The following is a 21148-nucleotide window of genomic DNA, read 5'->3' on the forward strand; positions in this document are numbered from 1 at the left end:
CGTCAGTAGATGCCGCCCTGGCCCTCCAGGAAGTCCGCGTCGGTGCGGCGGCGACCGGCCGACACGGCCGATGCAGCACGGGCGGCGGCAACCTTGGCCTGTTCCTCGGCCTCTTCCTTGCGGATCGAGCGGCGTGGCTCGGATTCGGGCTTGAACGCTTCCCAGATGATTGCGGGCTTGGGATCGGTGCCGGGCCATGCGCCATAGACGCGCTTGCCCGAACGGCGATCGATCGCGACCATGCGGATGCCGGCCGGCGCGACGAAGGGCGTCTTGGGCATGGTTTCCAGCACCGGGGCCATCGCCGCCTTCCAGATCGGTGCGGCGATACGGCCGCCCTGCGCCCAGCCGCCCAGGCTGCGCGGCTGGTCGTAGCCGATATAGACGCCCGCGACGATATCGGGCGACCCGCCCACGAACCAGACATTGGTCGGGCCGTTGGTGGTGCCGGTCTTGCCGAACAGCGGGCGCTTGAGGTCCGCCAACACCGTCGCGGTGCCGCGCTGGATCACGCCTTCGGTAATGTGGACGACCTGATAGGCGGTCATCGGGTTCATCACCTGCTTACCCTCCATGCCGAAGCGGGGCATCGGCTTGCCGTCCCAGTTCGCCATGTTGCAGCCGTCACACGGGCGCCAGCGCTGCGGCCAGATCACCTTGCCGCGGCGGTCCTGCACATAGTCCATCACCTTGGACGGGAATTGGCGGCCTTGGTTGGCCAGCGTCGCATAAGCATTCACCATGCGCTCTACGGTCGTCTCGCCCGCGCCCAAGGCGAAGGAGAGATAGGGCTGATAATCGCCGATGCCCATCGCCTTGATGGTGCGCACGACGCGGTCCATGCCGGTCTGGCTGGCGGCGCGCACGGTCATCAGGTTGCGCGACTGCTCCACGCCCCAGCGCATCGTCTGCGGCCCGGCGCTGCCGCCGGAGAAGTTCCGGAAACATTTCTGGCCGAGGCCCGCACCCTGATAGACGCACAAGGGGCCATCGACGATGATCGACGCTGGGGTCATGCCATTGTCGAGCGCGGCGGCATAGACGAAGGGCTTGATGGTCGAACCCGGCTGGCGCAGCGCCTGCGTCGCGCGATTGTAGGAGGAAAGGCGCGAATCGAAGCCGCCCTGCATCGCGCGGATGCGGCCCGAATGGACTTCCTGCGCGACCATGCCGCCCGACACTTCGGGGATGTTGCGCAGCGCCCAGCTCGATCCGTTGCGCGCGACGACGATCAGGTCGCCAGGCTTCATCGCCAAGAAGGCCGGGCCGCCGCTCTTGCGATAGGGCAGTTGCGCCGACCCGGCGGGCAGCGTTCCGGTCGACCCGTCGGCAAAGCCGATCTGCGCGTCGGAGGAGGAGCGGCTGACGATCACCGCGACGCGCCACCCGGCATAGTCGACGTCGACATAGCTGGCGGCGAGTTCGCGTTCCCAGCCCTTGTCGATATCGAGATGCGCGATCGGGCCGGACCAGCCGCGACCCGCGTCGAAGCGTAGCAGGCCGTTGCGCAGCGCGGTCGACACATTGTCCTGCACCACAGGGTCATAGGGGCTGCGCACCCACAGGCCACCGGCATAGACGCTGTTGGAGCCATCTTCCGCCTTTTCGCCGAACAGCTGGATCAGGCGGCGGCGCACCTCTTCCATATAATAGCCGCCGGCGCGGGCATCGAAGCTGGAGCCGTGGGCGGCGACGGTGCCGAGCGGCATGGCGATCGCGGCGTCGCGCTGGGCGGCGGTGATCCAGCCATTCTTCTCCATTTCGCCAAGCGCCCAGTTGCGGCGATCGATCGCGCGGGCATGGCCGGTCTGGCTTTCGGGGCGGTAATTGGCCGGTCCCTTGGGCAGGATGGCAAGATAGGCCATTTCGGGCAGGGTCAGGTCCGCGACATCCTTGTCGAAATAGGCGCGCGATGCGGCCTGCACGCCATAGGCGTTGCGGCCCAGGAAGATCTGGTTGAGGTAGAGTTCGAGGATCTGCTGCTTGGACAGGACATTTTCCATGCGCCAGGCGAGGATCATTTCCTTCACCTTGCGCGTGGGCGAATATTCGTCGCCGATCAGCAGATTCTTCGCCACCTGCTGGGTGATGGTGGAACCGCCACGGGCGCGCTGGCCCGATCCCAGCTTGCTGGCATAGTCGAAGACTGCGCCTGCGAAGCCGGGGAAGTCGACGCCATGATGCTCGAAGAAAGTCTTGTCCTCGGCGGCCAGATAGGCGCGGATCAGCAGCGGCGGATAATCGCTATATTGCAGCTGCACGCGCCGTTCGCGGGCGTAGCTGTGAACCGGCTGGCCGTTGATGTCGCGCACCATGGTCGGCAGCGGCGGCTCATATTCCAGCAGCGTCGCCGCATCGGGCAGCCCGCGTGCGAAGATCAGCCAGAACAGGAAGCAGGCGAGCAGGAAACCGCCCAGCAGGATCGCGGCCCAGCGGAACAGGCGGCGACCCCAGAGCGGACGGAGCCGGCCCAGAAAGCCGCCGGCGTCGCGGCGCAGGCGATAGGCGGTAGACGTCGGGGCGGTTTCGGAACGGGCCTCTTCCATGGGAAAGAGGCTCTAGGGTCAAAATGTCGCCAAGGCCAGTGGGGATGATGCGATCCGACTTAACTCGGCTTCGACTTCCCCTTTCCGTTCAGCATCGCTGCGTAGATTATCCCCCCGCCGCACTCCCACGCATCGCCAGCTTGCGGGCGAAATGCACCTCGATCGCGCGGGCGACGCCGCGGGCGATCCTGTCCTGCCCCTCGCGCGAAGATAAGAAGGCGGCATCGTCGGCATTGCTGATATAGCCGGTTTCGAACAGCACCGAAGGGGTGTCGGGCGCTTTCAGCACCATCAGCGAGGCGAAGCGGTGATAGGCGCTGCGGAAGGGCACATAGGGCGCCGCTTCCCGCTGCAACAGCCGGGCGAAATTGGCCGAGATGTTGAGCGATTCGCGCTGGGTCAGGTCGATCAGGATCGAAGACACGTCGCCCGACTGGCTGCCGAGGTTCACGCCGTTGATGATGTCGGCCTTGTTCTCCCGCGCGGCAAGTCTTGCCGCCTCGCGGTCGGACGCCGTTTCCGACAGGGTGTAGACCGTGGCGCCATGGGCGTCGGCATTTTCGGCCGCATCGGCATGGACCGAGATGAACAGGTCCGCGCCCAGCTTGCGGGCGATGCCATAGCGTTCCTGAAGGATCAGGAAGCGATCATCGTCGCGGGTCAGTGCAACACGTACCCGGCCCGACCGCAGCAACTGGTCGCGGATCGCCTGCGCGATGGCCAGGGTGACATCCTTTTCGCGCTTGCCATTTTCCCGGTTGATCGCGCCCGGATCATGGCCGCCATGGCCCGCATCGATCACCACCAGCGGCCTTGTGCCGTCATTGGCGCCCTGCACGCGGGGCAATGCGACGCCACGCGCGGCGGCGGGGATCGGCACGCTGATCGAATGGAGGCGCTTTTGCGGGCGTGCCGCCATGTCGGCGGGCGCATCGAAGCGCGTGCGGCCCTTGCCCATCTCGCTGCGGAACCGATTGTCGCTGATGTTTTGCAGCGAGAAGCTGAGCGACTTGCCGTCCGGTGCGATCTGCGCATTGCCCAGTGTCGCGGGGGAGGCGAGGTCCAGCACCACGCGCGCGGTGCCGTCGTTCAGCTGCCCCTGCCGCACCGACGCGATCGCGCCATTGCCCGGCGAAAAGTTGAAGCGCCCCATCTGCGCGCCATCGATGTCGAGCGCGATCCGGCGCGGCGCATCCAGCAGGAAAGCCGACGCGCCGTCGACCCGCTCGTCGAAGCGCACGATCACCCGGTCGCCCAGCACATCGACGCCGGAAATGCCCCCCGCGCTGCCGGGGGCGGCAAACAGGAGGCTGCCTGCCAGGGCAAGGCTCTGAAACATGCGCCGCTTGTGCAACGCATGGTGATCGGCCGTCCAGCCAAATTTCATGACGTTAATCCGTCCAGCGTCCCCACGCTGAATATCGGATTAAGGATGGCACCTTTTGCCTACGTAAAATGAGAGAGTTAATATCATCTTCATCATGATTGGCTTAAAGGGCGTCAGGGACGGCCGGACATGTCACATTATTTCCGCCACCCGTTGCTCCGGGGGTTTTTGGCTGCTACCCATTCACATAACTGAAAGACATGCCCATTGAGGCGGGCCTTTCGGGGCAATGATATAAGCATCGGCCGGCGCGGGATCGCACCCCTGTCGATGACGCAAACAGGTTGACGCTGCATGAGGCATGAATTTCCTTCCACGCTTGCCCCGGTCACGGGCGCAACGGCGTGGATGGTCCGGCCCGGCGCCTTGTCCGGCCCTGCCGACGCAGCAGACGCGAAGTTTTTCCTTCAAACCCGGACGTCGCCGACATCCGCGCCCACATTGGAGCGCGCCCGGCCGTCCCTTCACTATCGCGTGGCGGCGCGGCCCCGTGCCGCAGCCTGCCCACGCCGGAGATTAATACATGACAATGCGTATGCTGATCGACGCGCGCCACCGGGAAGAGACCCGGGTCGCGGTCGTCAAGGGTAACCGGATCGAGGAATTCGATTTCGAATCGGCCGAGCACAAGCAGCTCAAGGGCAATATCTATCTGGCCAAAGTGACCCGCGTGGAGCCTTCGCTCCAGGCGGCGTTCGTGGATTATGGCGGCAACCGCCACGGCTTCCTCGCTTTCAGCGAAATCCACCCCGACTATTATCAGATCCCGCGCGAGGACCGCGAGGCGCTGCTGCGCGAGGAACGCGCCCACGCCGAGGAAGAGGCCGCGCTGCGCGCCGACTATGATGATGACGATGAAGGCCATCATGGCGAGGACGGCGTCGAAGTCGTCGAGGCAACCCATCATCATGATGATGAGGACCATGCCGAGGGCGAGGCGCCCGAAGCCGCCAAGAGTGGAAACCGTCGCCGGGGCGGCGGCAAGGGCGATGACGCCGCCGACGAACTGCGCCGCAAGCGCATGGCGCTGCGCCGCCGCTACAAGATCCAGGACGTTATCAAGCGCCGTCAGGTGCTGCTGGTCCAGGTCGTCAAGGAAGAGCGCGGCAACAAGGGCGCGGCGCTGACCACCTATCTGTCGCTTGCCGGCCGCTATTGCGTGCTGATGCCCAACACCAGCCATGGTGGCGGCATTTCGCGCAAGATCAGCAACGCCGCCGATCGCAAGCGGCTGAAGACGATCATCGCCGAAATGGCGCTGCCGTCCACCATGGGCTGCATCGTCCGCACCGCCGGTCTCCAGCGCACCAAGCCGGAGATCAAGCGCGACTTCGACTATCTCGCCCGCCTGTGGGACGAGATTCGCGAACAGACGCTCAAGTCCGACGCGCCCGCGCTGATCCATAACGACAGCGACCTCATCAAGCGCGCGATCCGCGATATCTACAACAAGGATATCGAGGAAGTGATCGTCGAGGGCGAGCATGGCTACAAGGCCGCCAAGGACTTCATGAAGCTGCTGATGCCGAGCCATGCCCGGCGCGTGAAGCAATATGCCGACGCCGTCTCGCTGTTCCAGCGCGCCAGCGTCGAGGATCAGCTGGCAGCGATGTACAACCCCGTCGTGCAGCTCAAGTCCGGCGGCTATCTGGTCATCAACCCGACCGAGGCACTGGTGTCGATCGACATCAACTCGGGCCGTTCGACCCGCGAACATGGCATCGAGCAGACCGCCGTCGCCACCAATCTGGAGGCCGCCCGCGAAATCGCGCGCCAGCTGCGCCTGCGCGACATGGCGGGCCTGGTCGTCATCGACTTTATCGACATGGAGATGAACTCCAACATCCGTAAGGTCGAGAAGGCGATGAAGGAGGCGCTGAAGGACGATCGCGCCCGCATTCAGGTCGGCCGCATCTCGGGCTTCGGCCTCATGGAAATGAGCCGCCAGCGGCTGCGCACCGGCGTGCTGGAAGCGTCGACCCGCCAATGTCCGCATTGCGAAGGCACCGGCCTCGTCCGCACCGCGTCGTCAGCCGGCCTTGGCGCACTGCGCATGCTGGAAGAGGAAGCGGCCCGTGGCCGCGGCAGCATCATCACGCTGCGCGCGAGCCAGGAAGCGGCCTTCTACGTCCTCAACAACAAGCGTCGCGAGCTGGACGAGATCGAGCAGCGCTATGGCGTGACGATCGTGATCCTGCCCGATGGCGAGATCGAAGGCGCGCGCATGTCGGTCGAGGCCAGCGGCCCGCGTCCCGAGCGCGTGGTTTCCTATGCCCCGCTCGCCGAGGAAGAGGATGACGCCGATCTTCCCGAAGAAGAGGAAGAAGAGGAAGAGGCCGAGGTCGAGGAAGTCGAAGAGGCTGCCGAACGCGAAGCGCGTGGCGATCGTGGCGAGGACCGTGATGGTGGCCGCCGCCGCCGCCGCCGCCGCCGTCGTCGCGGTGGCCAGCGCGAGGAAAATCGCGCCGATGGCTCGACCGAGGAAGAGGGCGAGGACGGCGAGGACGCTGAAGCTGTCGAATCCGACGAGGATGTTGCCGAGGAAGGCGAGGCGGTCGTGGCCGACTCCAGCGAAGCGGGTGACGAAGATGCCGGCGCGCGCCGTCGTGGTCGCCGGGGCCGTCGTGGCGGTCGCCGTCGTCGTGAAGGCGGCGAAGCGGGCGTGACGGAGGAAAGCGAATCGGTCGAGGACGCCGTGGACGCGCAAGCGGCGGCCGAACCTGTGGCGGAAGAGGCGCCGGTCGTCGCCGTGGCCGAGGAAGCGGCGGAGGTCGCGCCCAAGGCCCGCCGCCGTCCGCGCGCGCGCAAGAAAGCCGAGCCGGAAGCCGTGGCCGAGGGCGCTGCCCCGGTGGGAGCGGTGGAGGCTCCGGTTGAAGCCGCGGTCGAGGAAGCTGCACCCGAAGCGCCGGCCAAGCCCAAGCGTGCGCCCCGCAAGAAGAAGGTAGCGGAGCCTGTCGCCGAAGCCGAAGCGGCGCCCGCCGTCGAGGAAGCGGCGATGGAAGCCGCTTCTGCCAAGCCCAAGCGCGCGCCCCGCAAGAAGAAGGTGGTCGAGCCTGTGGCTGAGGCCGCGGCGGACGCCACGGCCGTGGTCGAGGCGCCCGTCGCCGAATCCGCTGATGCCGTGCCCGCCGGGCAGGATGCCGCGGATGAGGGAACAAACGAAGACGGCACGCCGCGCCGTGGCTGGTGGCAGCGCACCTTCGGCCAATAAGGTCCGGACGCACTGATGAACGAGCGCCGCTGCATGTACGGTTCCGACCGGCGCGCAGCGGCGCTTTTCATTTGGCCCCGGCCGACCGGCCGCTTCACGGCCGGTTCAGGGCGTTCATGGCATCGGTTCGGTCCGATGGCCTGCCGGATGACCAGAATAGTGCAGTTCTTCGCCCTGGTGCTGGCGTCGCTCGCGCTCATGGCCCGCCCGGCGCTTGCCCAGCAGATATTGCGCGATGCGGAGACGGAGGCCTTCATGGCCGACATGTCCGGCCAGCTCATCAAGGCGGCCGGCATGGAGCCGAAGAATGTCCAGGTCATGGTCATCAACGACCCGGAGATCAACGCCTTCGTCGCGGGCGGCCAATATGTCTGGGTGCATAGCGGACTGATCGCGCAGGCCGACAATGTGAACCAGTTGCAGGGCGTGGTCGCGCACGAACTGGGGCATATCGAGGGCGGCCACATCATCCGCTCGGGCGAGGGGATCAAGGAAGCGACCAGCGTCACCCTGCTCAGTCTGGTGCTGGGCGCGGCGGCGATCGCGGCGGGCGGCGCGGAGGCGGGCATGGGCATCATGGGCCTTGGCCAGCAGGCGGCGATGACCAAGTTCCTGGCCTTCTCCCGCGCACAGGAAAGTTCTGCCGACCTTGCCGGCGCACGCTATCTCCACGCGGCGGGTCTCAGCGGGCGGGGCAGCCTCGAATTCTTCAAGAAGCTCCAGAATCAGGAATATCGCCTCGCCATCCCGCAGGACAATAGCTACGGTCGCACCCATCCGCTGTCGGGCGAGCGCATCAACGTGCTGCGCGAGGTCTATGAGGTCGACCCGGCCTGGAACACGACGCCCGATCCGAAGCTGGAGGCGCGATTCGAACGGATCAAGGCGAAGCTGATCGGCTTCGTGTCGGAACCGACCCAGACCTTGCAGAAATATCCCGAAAGCGACCAGTCGATCCCGGCCCATTATGCCCGCGCCTATGCCTGGCATAAGAGCGCCTATCCCGAAAAGGCGCTGGACGAGGCGAATGCGCTGCTCGCCGCCGTGCCGCACGATCCCTATTTCCTGGAATTGAAGGGCCAGATCCTGCTCGAAAGCGGCAGACCCGCCGACGCGATCGCGCCGCTGCGCGAGGCGGTCAAGATCACCAACCAGCCGCTCATTTCCGTGCTGCTGTCCCACGCGCTGATCGCGACCGAGGATGAGGCGAACTTCGCCGAGGCCGAACAGGTGCTGCGCCTCGCCGTGCAGCGCGACCGGGAAAACCCCTTCGCCTGGTATCAACTGGGCGTCGTCTATGAGCGGCGCGGCGACATTCCGCGCGCGGCGCTGGCCACGGCCGAGCGTTACGAGATGATGGCGCAATATCCCATGGCGCTGCGCAGCGCCGACGCGGCGATGCAGGGGCTGAAGCCCGGCACGGTTGACTATCTGCGGGCGCAGGATATCGCGATGGTCTCGCGCGCGGCGATCGAGCAGCAGCGGAAGAAAAGATAGCAATGACAGATCAGACCCGGCCGAGCTTTCGCGCCGCTTTATCCAACAGGACCATGCAGATGACCCTTGGCGGTTTCGCCTTCCTCGCGGCTGCCGCCGGCGCCGCTCTCGCTGTGCAGGCGCCCGCTGCCGTCAGCCCGACCGACAAGGCCGCGATCGAGAAGATCGTCCACGACTATATTCTCGACCATCCCGAAATCATCCCGCAGGCGGTGGAGAAGCTCCAGGCCAGGCGCATGTCGAGCACCATCGACGCCAGCCGCAGCGCGCTCGAAACCCCCTATGCGGGGGCGTGGGAAGGGGCGGCCAATGCGGATGTCACCGTGGTCGAGTTCTTCGACTATGCCTGCGGCTATTGCCGCGCCTCGCTGCCCGACTTGGCGAAGCTGGTCGGCTCCGACGCGAAGGTGAAGGTCGTCTATCGCGAACTGCCGATCCTGTCGGAAGCCAGCAGCGACGCGGCCAAGGTATCGCTGCTCGCGGCCGAGCGCGGTCAATATATGCCCTATCACAAGGCGCTCTATGGCGCGGGCAAGGTGACGCGCGACACCATCATCGCCGCCGCGGCCAAGGCGGGCATCACGAAATCCGAAGCCGAATCGGCGATCGCGTCGAGCAAATATGATTCGGAAATCCAGTCCAACATCGCCCTCGCGCAGAAATTGCAGGCGACCGGCACCCCGACCTTCGTCATCGGCGGCCAGGTGCTGAACGGGGCGGTGGGCTTCGATGCGCTCAAGGAAGGCGTCACGGCGGCGCGGGGGAAATAACCTCCGCTCCACGCGTACCGAACGGGAGGGAAAGGGCGCTTCCGCCATTGACTTCGCCCCCCCTTTTCCCTATCGGACGCCCCCTGACTTGCGGCCGCTGCACAAGCGGCCCTTTTTTGTCACGCCCGATTCTCTATTTGTCTTGAGGAATGAACGATGAAGCGCACTTTTCAGCCGAGCAATCTGGTTCGGAAGCGCCGTCACGGTTATCGCGCCCGCATGGCGACCCCCGGCGGCCGCAACATCATCCGTGCGCGCCGTTCGCGCGGCCGCAAGAGCCTGAGCGCCTGATTTCAACGCCCGAAAATGTCGTCGCGCCGGCCATGATGGTCCGGCGCGCGGATTTTCTGGCGGCGAATCGCGGACGCCGCGCCCCCATGCCGGGCTTTGTCCTGCTGGTGCGCGAGCGTGGCGACGGCGATCCGGCGATGCGTTACGGCATCACCGTCACCAAGAAAGTTGGCGGCGCTGTCATCCGCAATCGGATGAAGCGCCGTTTTCGCGTCCTGGCGCGCGAGCTGCTGCCCGTCCATGGCGTGGCCGGCGCGGATCATGTGCTGATCGGCCGCGATGGCGGGATCGAGCGCGATTTCGCCCTGCTGCATGCCGAACTGACCAAGGCGCTAGGCAAGATCATGACACGCCCGGTGGATGCGCCGCGCGATTCGTCGCGCCGGAAAGCGCTCCGTGCGCCACGACGGGCCGGCCAGGGCGCAGGCCAGGACAAGGGGCGGTGATCGCCCGCCTGCTGATCCTCATCGCGCGCTTCTGGCAGCTTGGCCCCTCGCGCATTTTGCCCCCCACCTGCCGCTACGCTCCCTCCTGTTCCGAATATGGAATCCAGGCCGTGCGCAAATATGGCGCGATCAAGGGTAGCTGGCTGGGGTTCAAGCGGCTAATGCGATGCCACCCATGGGGCGGCTCGGGCTATGATCCGGTTCCCTGACACTGACGAATTGACCGCGGAGCGCAAATAGCGTGGACGACAAGAAGAATATCATCCTGGCGGTGCTGCTGACCGCGGCCATCCTGTTCGGCTGGCCCTATGTCTCGCATTATTTCTTCCCGGCAGCCAATCCGCCGGCCACGAAGATTGAGGGCGGCAAGACGACACCGGTCGCCGCGCCCGGCACCGACACCGCCGACGGCCCCGCCGTGATTCGCGATCGCGCGCTGGTGCTCAAGGACAGCCCGCGCGTCGCGATCCGCACGCCCAAGCTGGTCGGCTCCATCAACCTCAAGGGCGCGCGCATCGACGACATCGTGCTGCCGACCTACAAGGAAACGATCGCCAAGGATTCGCCTGACGTCCGCCTCTATAGCCCCTCGGGGACGCAGGACGCCTATTTCGCCGGCTTCGGCTGGCAGGGCGAGGGCCTCAAGGCGCCGACCAAGGATACGCTCTGGACCGCGAGCGGCAAGGAACTGACCCCGACCAGCCCAGTCACGCTGAGCTGGAACAACGGTGCGGGCCAGCTTTTCGAGATCCGCCTGTCGGTCGATGAAAATTACATGATTACCGCCGCGCAGAAGGTGTCGAACAGCGGCGCCGGCGTAATCGGCGTGAAGCCCTATGCTTACATCAGCCGCAACGGCATCCCCACGGATCCCGACACCTGGACCATCCATGTCGGCCCGATGGGCGTGTTCAATGGCGCCGCCAATTATGACGTGAACTACAAGGATCTGGACAAGGGGCCGTCGACCCAGAGCTTCCAGTCCAAGGGCGGCTGGATCGGTTTCACCGACAAATATTGGCTCTCCGCGCTGGTTCCCGGCACCGACGCCGACTTCGCCGGCCAGTTCCGCAAGGGCGCCGGCACGCAATATCAGGCCGACGTCGCGCTCGGTTCGACCATGCTCGCGCCGGGCAAGGCGGCGACGCAGAGCCTGCGCCTCTATGTCGGCGCGAAGGAAGTGAAGACGCTCCAGGCCTATGAGCGCGGCGGCGTGAAGCTGTTCGACCGCGCGATCGACTGGGGCTGGTTCTACTGGTTCGAACAGCCGATCTTCGCGCTGCTCCACTGGCTCTTCGAAACGCTCGGCAATTTCGGCGTGGCCATCATCTGCCTTACCTTCGTGGTTCGCGCGCTGATGTTCCCGGTCGCCCAGCGCCAGTTCGCCAGCATGGCGGCGATGCGCGCGGTGCAGCCCAAGATGAAGGCGCTGCAGGAGAAGTATAAGGACGACAAGCAGCAGCTGCAGGTGAAGATGATGGAGCTGTACAAGCAGGAGAAGGTGAACCCGCTCGCCGGCTGTCTGCCCATCTTCATCCAGATCCCGATCTTCTTCGCGCTCTACAAGGTGCTGATGCTGACGATCGAAATGCGTCACCAGCCCTTCATACTGTGGATCAAGGATCTGTCCGCGCCCGATCCGTTGCACATCCTCAACCTGTTCGGCCTGCTGCCCTTCACCCCGCCGTCCTTCCTGGCGATCGGTGTGCTGGCGTTGCTGCTGGGCATTTCGATGTGGCTGCAGTTCAAGCTGAACCCCGCCCAGATGGACCCGATGCAGCAGCAGGTGTTCGCGATCATGCCGTGGATGATGATGTTCATCATGGCGCCCTTCGCGGCGGGTCTGCTGGTCTACTGGATCACCAACAACTGCCTGTCGATGGCGCAGCAATGGTGGCTCTACAAGCGCCACCCCGTGCTGAACACCGCGACGGCCGCGAAGTAAGGAACAGGAGATCCTCCCCGGAAGGGGAGGATTTTTTCGATATGACAGAAGAAGACAACACCGCCCTGATCGAGGAAGCGCGCAAGCTGTTCTCCGGTCCGATCGCCTTCCTCAAGTCCGCGCCGACGCTGGACTATCTGCCCGACATGGCGGTGAACGAGGTCGCCTTTGCGGGCCGTTCCAATGTCGGCAAGTCGTCGCTGCTGAACGCGCTGACCAACCGCAACGGCCTGGCCCGCACGTCCAACACGCCGGGCCGGACGCAGGAACTCAACTTCTTCGACGTGGGCGACCCGCTGCGCTTCCGCCTCGTCGACATGCCCGGCTATGGCTATGCCAAGGCGCCCAAGGATCTGGTCAAGAAGTGGCGCTTCCTGGTGAACGACTATCTGCGCGGCCGCGCGGCCCTGAAGCGCGCGCTGGTGCTGATCGACAGTCGCCACGGCATCAAGGATGTCGATACCGACATGCTCGACATGCTGGACGGCGCGGCGGTCAGCTATCGCATCGTCCTCACCAAGTCCGACAAGATCAAGGCGAGCGAACTGGCCGCAGTGATGCGTGCTACGGCGGACGCGATCCGCAAGCGTCCGGCCGCCCATCCCGACATCATCGCCACGTCGAGCGAGAAGGGCATGGGCATCCCCGAACTGCGCGCCGCCGTGCTGGAAAGCGTGGCGCAGGGGTGATGTAGCCACCTCCGTTCGTTTCGCGCGAAGCGAACGGAGGTTGGATTACCCGTTCAGGCCGCTTGGCGTTGCCCCGGCCTGCCCAATTCCATATCCATCAATATCTGCACCGATCGCACCGCGCTGCAAAAGGCGCAGGCGACCGCGTCGCTGCACGCATGGGCGATCGGCGCGATCCGCCGGCCCTGCAGCAGGTTGATCATCATATTCTCGTCTTCCGACAATGCGGGTCCGCGCCCGGTCCGCAGCTGCCGACCGAGCATCGTCTCGGTGAGGCCGAGCAGGCTGTCGATCGCGGGCAGCAACTGCGCCCATCCATGCCGACCAAGCCGCGCGTGGAGGCTCGCCAGCACGGGTTGCCCCGACCGCCGCGCCGCGCTCCGGCAGCGTATGGCTTCGAGGAAGAGATAGAGCGCCGCCGGGCTATGGCGGGCGATCCGGGAAGAAGGGTGAGTCATGGGATAGCCTTTTCGTGAAGCCCGTCCCCCTTTGTCCGGCGCCTGTTCTCTGCGGAACGAGTCGCGCCGGGAATGTGTTAGGCGGCTGTTATGTCCTGAAAATTTCACGGGACCAGGGGAGATGACACGGACTGGGCGGAAATTGCGCCCGATTGTCTTGTCGCTTGCGCACTGCGGCGGCTTGACGAATGGCCATTTCCTCAGGAAGGACGGCGGTTCGACAAAATCCGGGCAAGCGCCTAGATGGGATATTCCTGCCGACCGGCGGGAAGAGTGGAGAAAGATCATGCGCGCCGAAGCGCAGCAATATATCGACCGTATCGACGCCGCGCTGGACCTGCTGCGCCGTTTTCTCGACTGGGACCGTGCGTTGCGTCGTCTGGACGAACTGAATGCGCGCGTTGAGGATCCGACCCTGTGGGACAATGCGAAGCTGGCGCAGGAAGTGATGCGCGAGCGCACGCGGCTGGACAGCGCGATCGGCGCGACCCGTTCGATCGAGGCCGAGAAGACCGACAATGCCGAACTGATCGAAATGGCCGAGGCCGAGGGCGACGAGGATATGGTCGCCGAGGCGATCGCCGCGCTCAAGGCGCTGGCCGACCGCGCGGACGAGGACAAGATCAAGGCGCTGCTGGCCGGTGAAGCCGACGGCAGCGACACCTACCTCGAAATCCATGCCGGCGCGGGCGGCACCGAAAGCCAGGACTGGGCCGAAATCCTCAGCCGCATGTATCGCCGCTGGGCCGAACGGCGCGGCTTCAAGGTCGAACTGGTCGACTATCAGGCCGGCGAAACAGCGGGCATCAAGTCGGCGACCTTCCTGTTCAAGGGCGAGAATGCCTATGGCTATGCCAAGACCGAAAGCGGCGTCCACCGCCTGGTCCGCATCAGCCCCTATGACAGCGCGGCGCGCCGCCACACCAGCTTCTCGTCGGTGTGGGTCTATCCGGTGATCGACGACAATATCGATATCGAGGTCAAGGAAAGCGACCTCAAGATCGACACCTATCGCGCATCGGGCGCGGGCGGCCAGCACGTCAACACCACCGACTCCGCGGTCCGCATCACCCACGTGCCCTCGGGCATCATCGTCGCGTCGCAGAATGACCGGTCGCAGCACAAGAACCGCGCGACGGCCATGAACATGCTGAAAGCGCGGCTCTACGAAGCGGAACTGCGCAAGCGTGAGGAAGCGGCGTCGACCGACTATGCCGCCAAGACCGAGATCGGCTGGGGCCATCAGATCCGCTCCTATGTGCTCCAGCCCTATCAGCTGGTGAAGGACCTGCGCACCGGCGTCACCTCCACCTCGCCGGACGACGTGCTTGATGGCGCGCTCGATCCGTTCATGGCCGCCGCGCTCAGCCAGAAGGTGACAGGCGAGAAGGTCGACGTGGAGGATGTCGACTGATGATGCGGGCGGCATTGGCGGGCATGCTTGTCCTGCTCGCCGCCTGTGATCAGCTGACCGGCGGCAATGAGGCCGAGCGCCCGGCCGCCGCGCAGGATTTCCCCCGCGCCGACCGCCCGGTCGCGCCGATCGTGTCGACCCGCTGGTCGAGCGAGGAGGCGCGCGACCGCGTCAACGAGGCGGAGGACATCATGGACCGGGCCAAGGTCCGCCCCGGCATGACCGTGGCCGATCTTGGCGCGGGCGAGGGCTATTACACCGTCCGCCTGGCCCAGCGCGTCGGCGCCAAGGGCCGCGTCCTCGCCGAGGACATATTGCCCGAGGTGATAGAGGCGCTGTCCCGCCGCATCACCCGCGAGAAGTGGGATAATGTCAGCGTCAAGCTGGGCGCGCCCGAAGACCCACGGCTGCCGGAAAACAGCTTCGACCGCATCTTCATGGTCCATATGTATCATGAGATTTCGGAGCCTTATGCCTTTCTCTGGCATCTCAGCCCCGCGCTCAAGAAGGATGGCGAACTGATCGTGGTCGATGCCGATCGGCCCACCGACCAGCATGGCACGCCCCCGCGCCTGCTCGCCTGCGAACTGGCGGCCATGGGCTTCCGCATGGAACAGCTGATTCCCAAGCCGACCGCCGGCGGCTATTTCGCCCGCTTCCGCCGCATCGCGGCACGGCCCGATCCGGCCAGCATCGTGCCCTGCGCCTTCACTGGTCCCGAAAAACAGGGTTAACGTTCAGATATTGGGACACGCCTCTTCGCACCTGCGTTAGCATTTGCGCAGTCGGGGAGATCAGCGATGATTGACAACGAGTCCCTGGTCGCCGCGCGTCGCGCGGTGCGCCTCAAATTGTTCGAGCCGGTCGTGCTGCGGGTCCATGGCGTCGCCGAGCGCGCGCATCTGCTGGACCTGTCGGCGACGGGTGCACTGGCCCATTGCGAGCAGCCTCCCTACACCGGCGACGCGGTGCGGATCGAAGGCCAGACGCTGGCGATCACGGGCCGCGTGATGTGGGTGCTGGGCAAGAGGTTCGGTATCCATTTCGGCCGGACCCTGACCGACACGACGGTGCTGCGCGTGGTGGAGGGGGATTAGGTTTGGTAGAAGGTGGGGGAAGTGGCCTTTCCCCAGGCCCGTCATCCCGGACTTGATCCGGGATCCATGAGCCTCCACCTCTCATGAATACGCAGCCGTTGGGCCAATGGATGCTGACTTTCGTCAGCATGCCGGGAAGGGTGGATAGGACACGATCTGCTTTGGCAGAATTTCCCCCGATTGCGGACGATCCATTTGAAATTCTGGACAGTCGGCATAGGAAAGCTATCCGTACTCAGCTTCGGTAGAATAGGTGTAGGCGATGGACATTCGCAGGTTTCGGGCGGAGTTGTCTCAAGCATTTCAATCTGAGGGCTTTATCGAAAAGCGCCTGTTCAAAGGTGCGAATAAAGTTTGGATGCAACAATCGTCAGGCGAGATCGCGTCCTATTTCGCCCCGGACGCGCAACGCAGACCTTGGGGGTTTCGACTTTTCGGCGTTGTGGGCATCGACATTCCCGTTCTTCGGCAGTGGTTGAACCAACATAAGCCGGGAACGGAGAGCGGTATTTTTCAAGGAGGCTTCGTCGGCTATTACACGGCAAACGACGATGTTCTGGGCAGTTTTCAAGTCGAACATGGCCTGCCGGTTCCGGCTGATCTGTGGGTCGGACTCATCAAGGACCGGCTTGATCGCATTCCGCAATCCCTAACTGGGCTAATCGAAACCTACCGAAAAAATCGGGAGGCGCTGGGATGGCTGGCGCACCCACATGAAAAGGCAGCTTGGGATTTTCTCATAAAGTGGCAAGAACGTCCCGATCCTGACTTGCATGTGCCGTATCGATTACCAAATGGCCAAGTCGTTTAATGGCGGCAATCGGGAACCCGGATTACTGACCTAAGCGGCAAGAAATGGTCGTCAGCGGCCGCCCTTACCCCTTCCGCCGCCAGCGCCGGAAAAGCGATACGCCCAGGAATCCCCCGCCCACGACCGCCGCGATCGCGCCGCCGGCCGACGCCAAGGCCCAGGCGCCGGCGGCGAGCAGTCCCGTCAGGAAATCGACGATGATGAGGGTGAGGTGGATCATGACGTAAGGAAGACGGCATTCCATGGTTGAGCCGCACCGGCCCGCACCCCCACCCGACCGCCCAGACAAGGTATCCTTTGGGTGGCCGGGTGGGGGTGCGGGCCGGTGCCGCCGCGTTTCAGCTCTGCTGAAACAATGATCAATGCCCGAGTTCCTTGGCTTCCTGATATTTCAGTTCCAGAAACCGGTTCTGCGTCGCCAGCTTGTCGAGGTCGCCGCTCGCCAGAGTTTCGGTCATCCGCGCGATTTCGGCGTCGATGACGGACAGTCCCTCGACCAGTTGCTTTTCCGGCACGCGGCCGTTGCGCTCCTCGCGTCGCAGCGGTTCGGGGATCGACTGATAGCCCGTCACCAGTTCGGGCAGATGGTCGGACAGCAGCTTGCGGATTTCCTGCGCGGCGGGTTCCTGCTCGCTCAGCCGCTCCAGTTGCGGCGCCAGCGTCTCCAGCCGCACGCCGATGCTGTCGACGAGAGTGACCGCGGGCGCGGGCAATGCCTTGCGCTGATTTTCCAGCCAGATTTCGGTCTTGAGCGGCAGGGCTGCGAGTTCGGTTGCGGCAAGCGCTTCCGTCCGCACCCGGCCTTCCGAGGGCAGCAGGGCGATCAGCAGCACCGCCGCGATCATCACCCCCAGCGCGATCATCACCCCCGTCACGCCCAGCGGCAGGATGAAGCCCGCCACCGCGCTACCCAGCACCACCGCCAGCACCGCCCAGAAGGCATATTTCACCTTGCGCATCAGCCCGGCATTGCGCCGTTGCCGCGCGCGCGTCGACAGGCTCTGCCCGCGCTCGCTATGGCGGCGCAGCACGGCTTCCGCATCGGCCAGCACGCGGTCGGAGCGGCTCATGCCTTGCCCTCCAGCAAACCCGTTCGGTTCGAGTAGCCGTCGAGCTTGTCGATACGGCGTATCGAGAACAGTTCTCGACAGGCTCGAACCGAACGGAAAAGGGCGGGGCGCACGTTCATCACCCCTCGATCGCGCTCAGCAGGGGATTGTCGGCACGCACTTCCTTCGCGGCCTGGGCCTGACCTTCGGCGCGGGCGATATAGCCCTTGGACTTTTCGACCTCGTTCGACAGCGTGTTCACCGTCGTCTTCATATTCTCCAGCGCCTTCATCTTGAACGCATCGATATTGTCCATCGTGTCATAGATATTCTGGAAGGCGCGCTGGAGCGTCTCGATCGGGATCGTGCTGCTGGCCGCCTGCTCGTGAATCTGCGCGGTCTGGCTCTTGAGCAGTTCGCCGGTGCGGTCGATCATGTTGGCGGTCGTGGTATTGAGCGCGCTGATCTGCTCCAGCACCAGCCTCTGCCCGGCCAGCGCCTGCGCCACCGTCACTGCCGTGCGCAGCGCCGCCACGGTCGTCGTGCTCGCGCGGTCGACGCCCTTCACCAGCTCGACATTGTTCTTCTTGACCAGATCCAGCGCCAGATAGCCCTGCACCGTCACCGCCATCTGCGTCAGCAGATCCTGCGTGCGCTGGCGGATATAGAAGAGCGCGCTTTCGCGGATCGCCTTGGCCTTGGCCGGATCGGTCGAATCCAGTTCCAGCGCCTTGGATTCCAGCCGTGCATCCATCGTCTTGCTGATATGGATCATCTGCTCCAGACGGCCCATGGTCTGCCACATATTCTGGCGTTCCACGTCGATCGCGGCATTGTCCTTGATCAGCACGTCCTTGCCGCTGGCCAGCGACCCCAGGATCGAATTAATGTGCCCCTGCGCGCTCTTATAGCCGTCGAAATAGTCGCGCATCTTATTGCCGAAGGGGATGATGCCGAACAGCTTTTTGGGCGCCAGCAAATTGCCGCGCTTGCCCGGATCGAGGTCTTCGACCGTGCGGCGCAGTTCGGCCAGGTCGGCGCCGACCTTGGTGTCGCTGTCCATCGCGCGCACCGGCCGGTCGAGGAAGCGGTTGGAGTGGCCGGCGGCTTCGGCGATTTCCTTGCGGCCCATATTGGTCAGCTGATCGACCCGCACGCCGAATTCCGGCGAATTGGCGTCCTGCGCGACGAGATCGGCGACGAAGGCGTCGACCTTCTCGTCCAGCTTCGACTTCTTCTCGTCCTCGATCGGGACGAGGCCCGCCGCCTTGTCAGGCGCGACCACGGGCACCGGGTCGGGCGGCGTCAGATTGAGCGTGTCAGCGGTAGCGGTCGGCGCGGTCGAAGCCATGTCATCTCCCAATAGCCCAAATCGGCCCATCGACTGTCATATGTGCATAAAACAGTTGGGCCGCAAGTCTGCGCGCCTGCTATAAAGCCTCGGCCCATGCCATTGCAATCGCTCGGCGGCCGGTTAGCATGGCCGGACACAGGGAGAGGAGCGCGGATGCCGCTGGTTCAGGATGCTGCGGGGAATGAGGACATAGTGATCGCGGCGGTGGCGGCCGATCCGCGCTATGTCGCGCTGGTGGCGCGGCGCGCGCGGTTGGGCTGGTGGCTGTCGGCCGTCATCTTCTGCGCCTTTGTCGGCTATCTGCTGCTCATCGCTTTCGACAAGGCGTTGCTGGGTGCGCCGATCGGGGCGGGCGTGACGTCGATCGGCATTCCCGTCGGCCTTGGTCTGATCCTGCTCGCAATCGCGCTGACCGGCCTCTATGTCGCCCATGCCAACCGCCATCATGACGCGCAAATGGCGCAAATCCTTCGGGATCATGGCGCATGAGGGCGTGGCTCGTCGCGCTCGCGCTGATCCCGTCCCCCGCCTTCGCCGCCGCGCTGGAGGGTGAGGCGGAACGCCAGCCGATCAACTGGGTGGCGATCGCCATGTTCGTCGCCTTTGTCGGGCTGACGCTCTGGATCACCAAGGCGGCCGCCGCGCGCACCCGCACCGCGTCGGATTTCTACACGGCGGGCGGTGGCATCACCGGCTTTCAAAACGGCCTCGCCATGGCGGGCGACTATATGTCCGCCGCTTCCTTCCTCGGTATTTCGGCGCAGATCTTCAACGACGGCTATGACGGCCTCATCTATTCCACCGGCTTTCTGGTGGGCTGGCCGATCCTGCTCTTCCTGATGGCGGAGCGGCTGCGCAATCTCGGCCGCTTCACCTTCGCCGATGTCGCCTCCTACCGTTTCGCCCAGCCGCCGGTGCGCAGCTTCGCGGCGGTCAGCACCCTGCTGGTCGTCAGCTTCTACCTGATCGCGCAGATGGTGGGGGCGGGGCAGCTCATCAAATTGCTGTTCGGCCTGCCCTATGCGCTGGCGGTTGTGATCGTCGGCGCGCTGATGATGCTCTATGTCCTGTTCGGCGGCATGCGTGCGACCACCTGGGTACAGATCATCAAGGCGGTGCTGCTGCTTGGCGGCGCCAGCTTCATGGCGCTGATGGTGCTGGCGCAAATGGGCTTCAGCCTCGAAACCCTCTTCGCCCGCGCGGTGGAGGTGAAGACGCAGGCCGCACTGGCCGATGGTGCAACCACGAGCGAAGCGGCGGAACGGGGCCGTTCCATCATGGCGCCGGGCAATTTCATCAAGGATCCGGTGTCGGCCATCTCCTTCGGTCTGGCGCTGATGCTCGGCACGGCGGGCCTGCCTCATATCCTGATGCGCTTCTTCACCGTCCCCGACGCGAAGGAGGCGCGCAAGTCCGTCCTCTGGGCGACCGGCTGGATCGGCTATTTCTATATATTGACCTTCATCATCGGCTTCGGCGCGATCGTGCTGGTGGGGACGGATACGGGCTATCTGGACGCGCAGGGCGCGCTGCGGGGCGGCGGCAACATGGCGGCGATCCACCTCGCCCACGCCATCGGCGGCAATGCATTTCTCGGCTTCATCTCGGCGGTGGCCTTCGCGACCATCCTCGCCGTCGTCGCCGGGCTGACGCTCTCGGCCGCCTCGGCGGTCAGCCATGATCTCTATGCCACCGTATTCAAGCATGGGCAGGCCAGTTCGGTGGACGAACTGCGCGTGTCGCGGCTGACGACGCTGGCGCTCGGCGCGCTGGCGGTGCTGCTGGGGCTGGTGTTCGAAAAGCAGAATGTCGCCTTCATGGTCAGCCTCGCCTTCGCGCTCGCCGCATCGGGCAATTTCCCGGTACTGATCCTGTCGCTGCTCTGGAGCGGCTGCACCACGCGCGGTGCGGCCTGGGGCGGAACGATCGGGCTGCTGACGGCCTTCATCCTGACCCTGCTGTCCCCGGCGGTCTGGACCACCACCTTCGGCCTTGGCCCGGCGCCTTTCCCCTATAGTTCGGCCGCGATCTTCTCGGTCCCGGCGGGCTTCATCGCCATCTGGCTGATCTCGCGCCTCGATGCGTCACCCCGCGCGGCGGTCGACAAGGCAGGCTATCCCGCACAGCGGGTGCGCGCCGAAACCGGCATCGGCGCCTTTGCGGCGAGTGACCATTGAACCATC

20 protein-coding genes are annotated in these 21148 nt (G+C 64.9%); 14 read left to right on the top strand and 6 right to left on the bottom strand.

Annotated elements, in window-relative coordinates; genetic code table 11:
- Positions 1-2: 2 nt before the first annotated feature.
- On the bottom strand, positions 3-2546 hold the full coding sequence (locus DM806_RS14790) for a penicillin-binding protein 1A (RefSeq protein WP_179043946.1): 2544 nt from the start codon (positions 2544-2546) through the stop codon (positions 3-5).
- A gap of 106 nt (positions 2547-2652) precedes the next feature.
- The gene (locus DM806_RS14795) at positions 2653-3933 is read right to left on the bottom strand and encodes an N-acetylmuramoyl-L-alanine amidase (RefSeq protein WP_179043947.1); all 1281 of its coding nucleotides are present in this window, start codon (positions 3931-3933) and stop codon (positions 2653-2655) included.
- Between the two features lie 523 nt (positions 3934-4456).
- Here DM806_RS14795 and DM806_RS14800 point away from each other — a divergent pair.
- The 8 genes from DM806_RS14800 to yihA all read left to right on the top strand — a co-directional run bounded on the left by DM806_RS14800 (position 4457) and on the right by yihA (position 12782).
- Entirely contained in the window at positions 4457-7144 is a 2688-nt protein-coding gene (locus DM806_RS14800) for an Rne/Rng family ribonuclease (protein WP_218647499.1), read from the top strand.
- A 147-nt stretch (positions 7145-7291) separates the two neighbouring features.
- Positions 7292-8641: a M48 family metalloprotease gene (locus tag DM806_RS14805; protein WP_179044194.1), complete on the top strand. Its 1350-nt coding sequence runs from the start codon at positions 7292-7294 to the stop codon at positions 8639-8641.
- Between the two features lie 2 nt (positions 8642-8643).
- A complete protein-coding gene (locus tag DM806_RS14810; protein WP_179043948.1) occupies positions 8644-9411 on the top strand; it encodes a DsbA family protein in 768 nt (255 codons plus the stop codon).
- Positions 9412-9567: 156 nt separating this feature from the next.
- Positions 9568-9702: a 50S ribosomal protein L34 gene (gene rpmH, locus DM806_RS14815; RefSeq protein WP_031308989.1), complete on the top strand. Its 135-nt coding sequence runs from the start codon at positions 9568-9570 to the stop codon at positions 9700-9702.
- A gap of 35 nt (positions 9703-9737) precedes the next feature.
- Positions 9738-10148, top strand: a complete 411-nt coding sequence (gene rnpA, locus DM806_RS14820) for a ribonuclease P protein component (RefSeq protein WP_179044195.1) — start codon at positions 9738-9740, stop codon at positions 10146-10148.
- On the top strand, positions 10145-10357 hold the full coding sequence (yidD, locus tag DM806_RS14825) for a membrane protein insertion efficiency factor YidD (RefSeq protein ID WP_179043949.1): 213 nt from the start codon (positions 10145-10147) through the stop codon (positions 10355-10357). The genes rnpA and yidD overlap by 4 nt, the downstream gene beginning before the upstream one ends.
- 32 nt (positions 10358-10389) lie before the next feature.
- The gene (gene yidC, locus DM806_RS14830) at positions 10390-12093 is read left to right on the top strand and encodes a membrane protein insertase YidC (protein WP_179043950.1); all 1704 of its coding nucleotides are present in this window, start codon (positions 10390-10392) and stop codon (positions 12091-12093) included.
- 41 nt (positions 12094-12134) lie between these two features.
- On the top strand, positions 12135-12782 hold the full coding sequence (gene yihA, locus DM806_RS14835; protein ID WP_179043951.1) for a ribosome biogenesis GTP-binding protein YihA/YsxC: 648 nt from the start codon (positions 12135-12137) through the stop codon (positions 12780-12782).
- A gap of 53 nt (positions 12783-12835) precedes the next feature.
- Here yihA and DM806_RS14840 read toward each other — a convergent pair whose 3' ends face one another.
- Entirely contained in the window at positions 12836-13240 is a 405-nt protein-coding gene (locus DM806_RS14840; RefSeq protein ID WP_179043952.1) for a hypothetical protein, read from the bottom strand.
- Between the two features lie 286 nt (positions 13241-13526).
- Here DM806_RS14840 and prfB point away from each other — a divergent pair, with 286 nt between their 5' ends.
- The 4 genes from prfB to DM806_RS14860 all read left to right on the top strand — a co-directional run bounded on the left by prfB (position 13527) and on the right by DM806_RS14860 (position 16562).
- A complete protein-coding gene (gene prfB / locus DM806_RS14845) occupies positions 13527-14654 on the top strand; it encodes a peptide chain release factor 2 (RefSeq protein ID WP_179043953.1) in 1128 nt (375 codons plus the stop codon).
- Positions 14654-15388, top strand: a complete 735-nt coding sequence (locus tag DM806_RS14850) for a class I SAM-dependent methyltransferase (RefSeq protein ID WP_179043954.1) — start codon at positions 14654-14656, stop codon at positions 15386-15388. The genes prfB and DM806_RS14850 overlap by 1 nt, the downstream gene beginning before the upstream one ends.
- A 66-nt stretch (positions 15389-15454) precedes the next feature.
- Positions 15455-15751, top strand: coding sequence for a PilZ domain-containing protein (locus tag DM806_RS14855; protein WP_179043955.1), 297 nt, complete (start codon positions 15455-15457; stop codon positions 15749-15751).
- Positions 15752-16013: 262 nt separating this feature from the next.
- A complete protein-coding gene (locus DM806_RS14860; RefSeq protein ID WP_179043956.1) occupies positions 16014-16562 on the top strand; it encodes a hypothetical protein in 549 nt (182 codons plus the stop codon).
- Positions 16563-16626: 64 nt separating this feature from the next.
- Here DM806_RS14860 and DM806_RS14865 read toward each other — a convergent pair whose 3' ends face one another.
- The 3 genes from DM806_RS14865 to DM806_RS14875 form a co-directional block, all read right to left on the bottom strand.
- Positions 16627-16806, bottom strand: coding sequence for a hypothetical protein (locus tag DM806_RS14865; protein WP_179043790.1), 180 nt, complete (start codon positions 16804-16806; stop codon positions 16627-16629).
- 115 nt (positions 16807-16921) lie between these two features.
- Complete coding sequence (locus DM806_RS14870) at positions 16922-17632, bottom strand: hypothetical protein (RefSeq protein ID WP_179043957.1); 711 nt, start codon at positions 17630-17632, stop codon at positions 16922-16924.
- Positions 17633-17750: 118 nt separating this feature from the next.
- Entirely contained in the window at positions 17751-18962 is a 1212-nt protein-coding gene (locus DM806_RS14875; RefSeq protein WP_179043958.1) for a toxic anion resistance protein, read from the bottom strand.
- A 156-nt stretch (positions 18963-19118) separates the two neighbouring features.
- On the opposite strand from DM806_RS14875, the gene DM806_RS14880 reads away from it, so the two are divergent.
- Together DM806_RS14880 and DM806_RS14885 are read left to right on the top strand one after the other, a co-directional pair.
- Complete coding sequence (locus tag DM806_RS14880) at positions 19119-19454, top strand: DUF485 domain-containing protein (protein ID WP_179043959.1); 336 nt, start codon at positions 19119-19121, stop codon at positions 19452-19454.
- A complete protein-coding gene (locus DM806_RS14885; RefSeq protein WP_179043960.1) occupies positions 19451-21142 on the top strand; it encodes a cation acetate symporter in 1692 nt (563 codons plus the stop codon). The genes DM806_RS14880 and DM806_RS14885 overlap by 4 nt, the downstream gene beginning before the upstream one ends.
- The last annotated feature ends 6 nt before the right edge of the window (positions 21143-21148 follow it).

Origin of the sequence: Sphingobium lactosutens (assembly GCF_013393185.1) — a bacterium.
GTDB classification, from domain to species: domain Bacteria; phylum Pseudomonadota; class Alphaproteobacteria; order Sphingomonadales; family Sphingomonadaceae; genus Sphingobium; species Sphingobium lactosutens_A.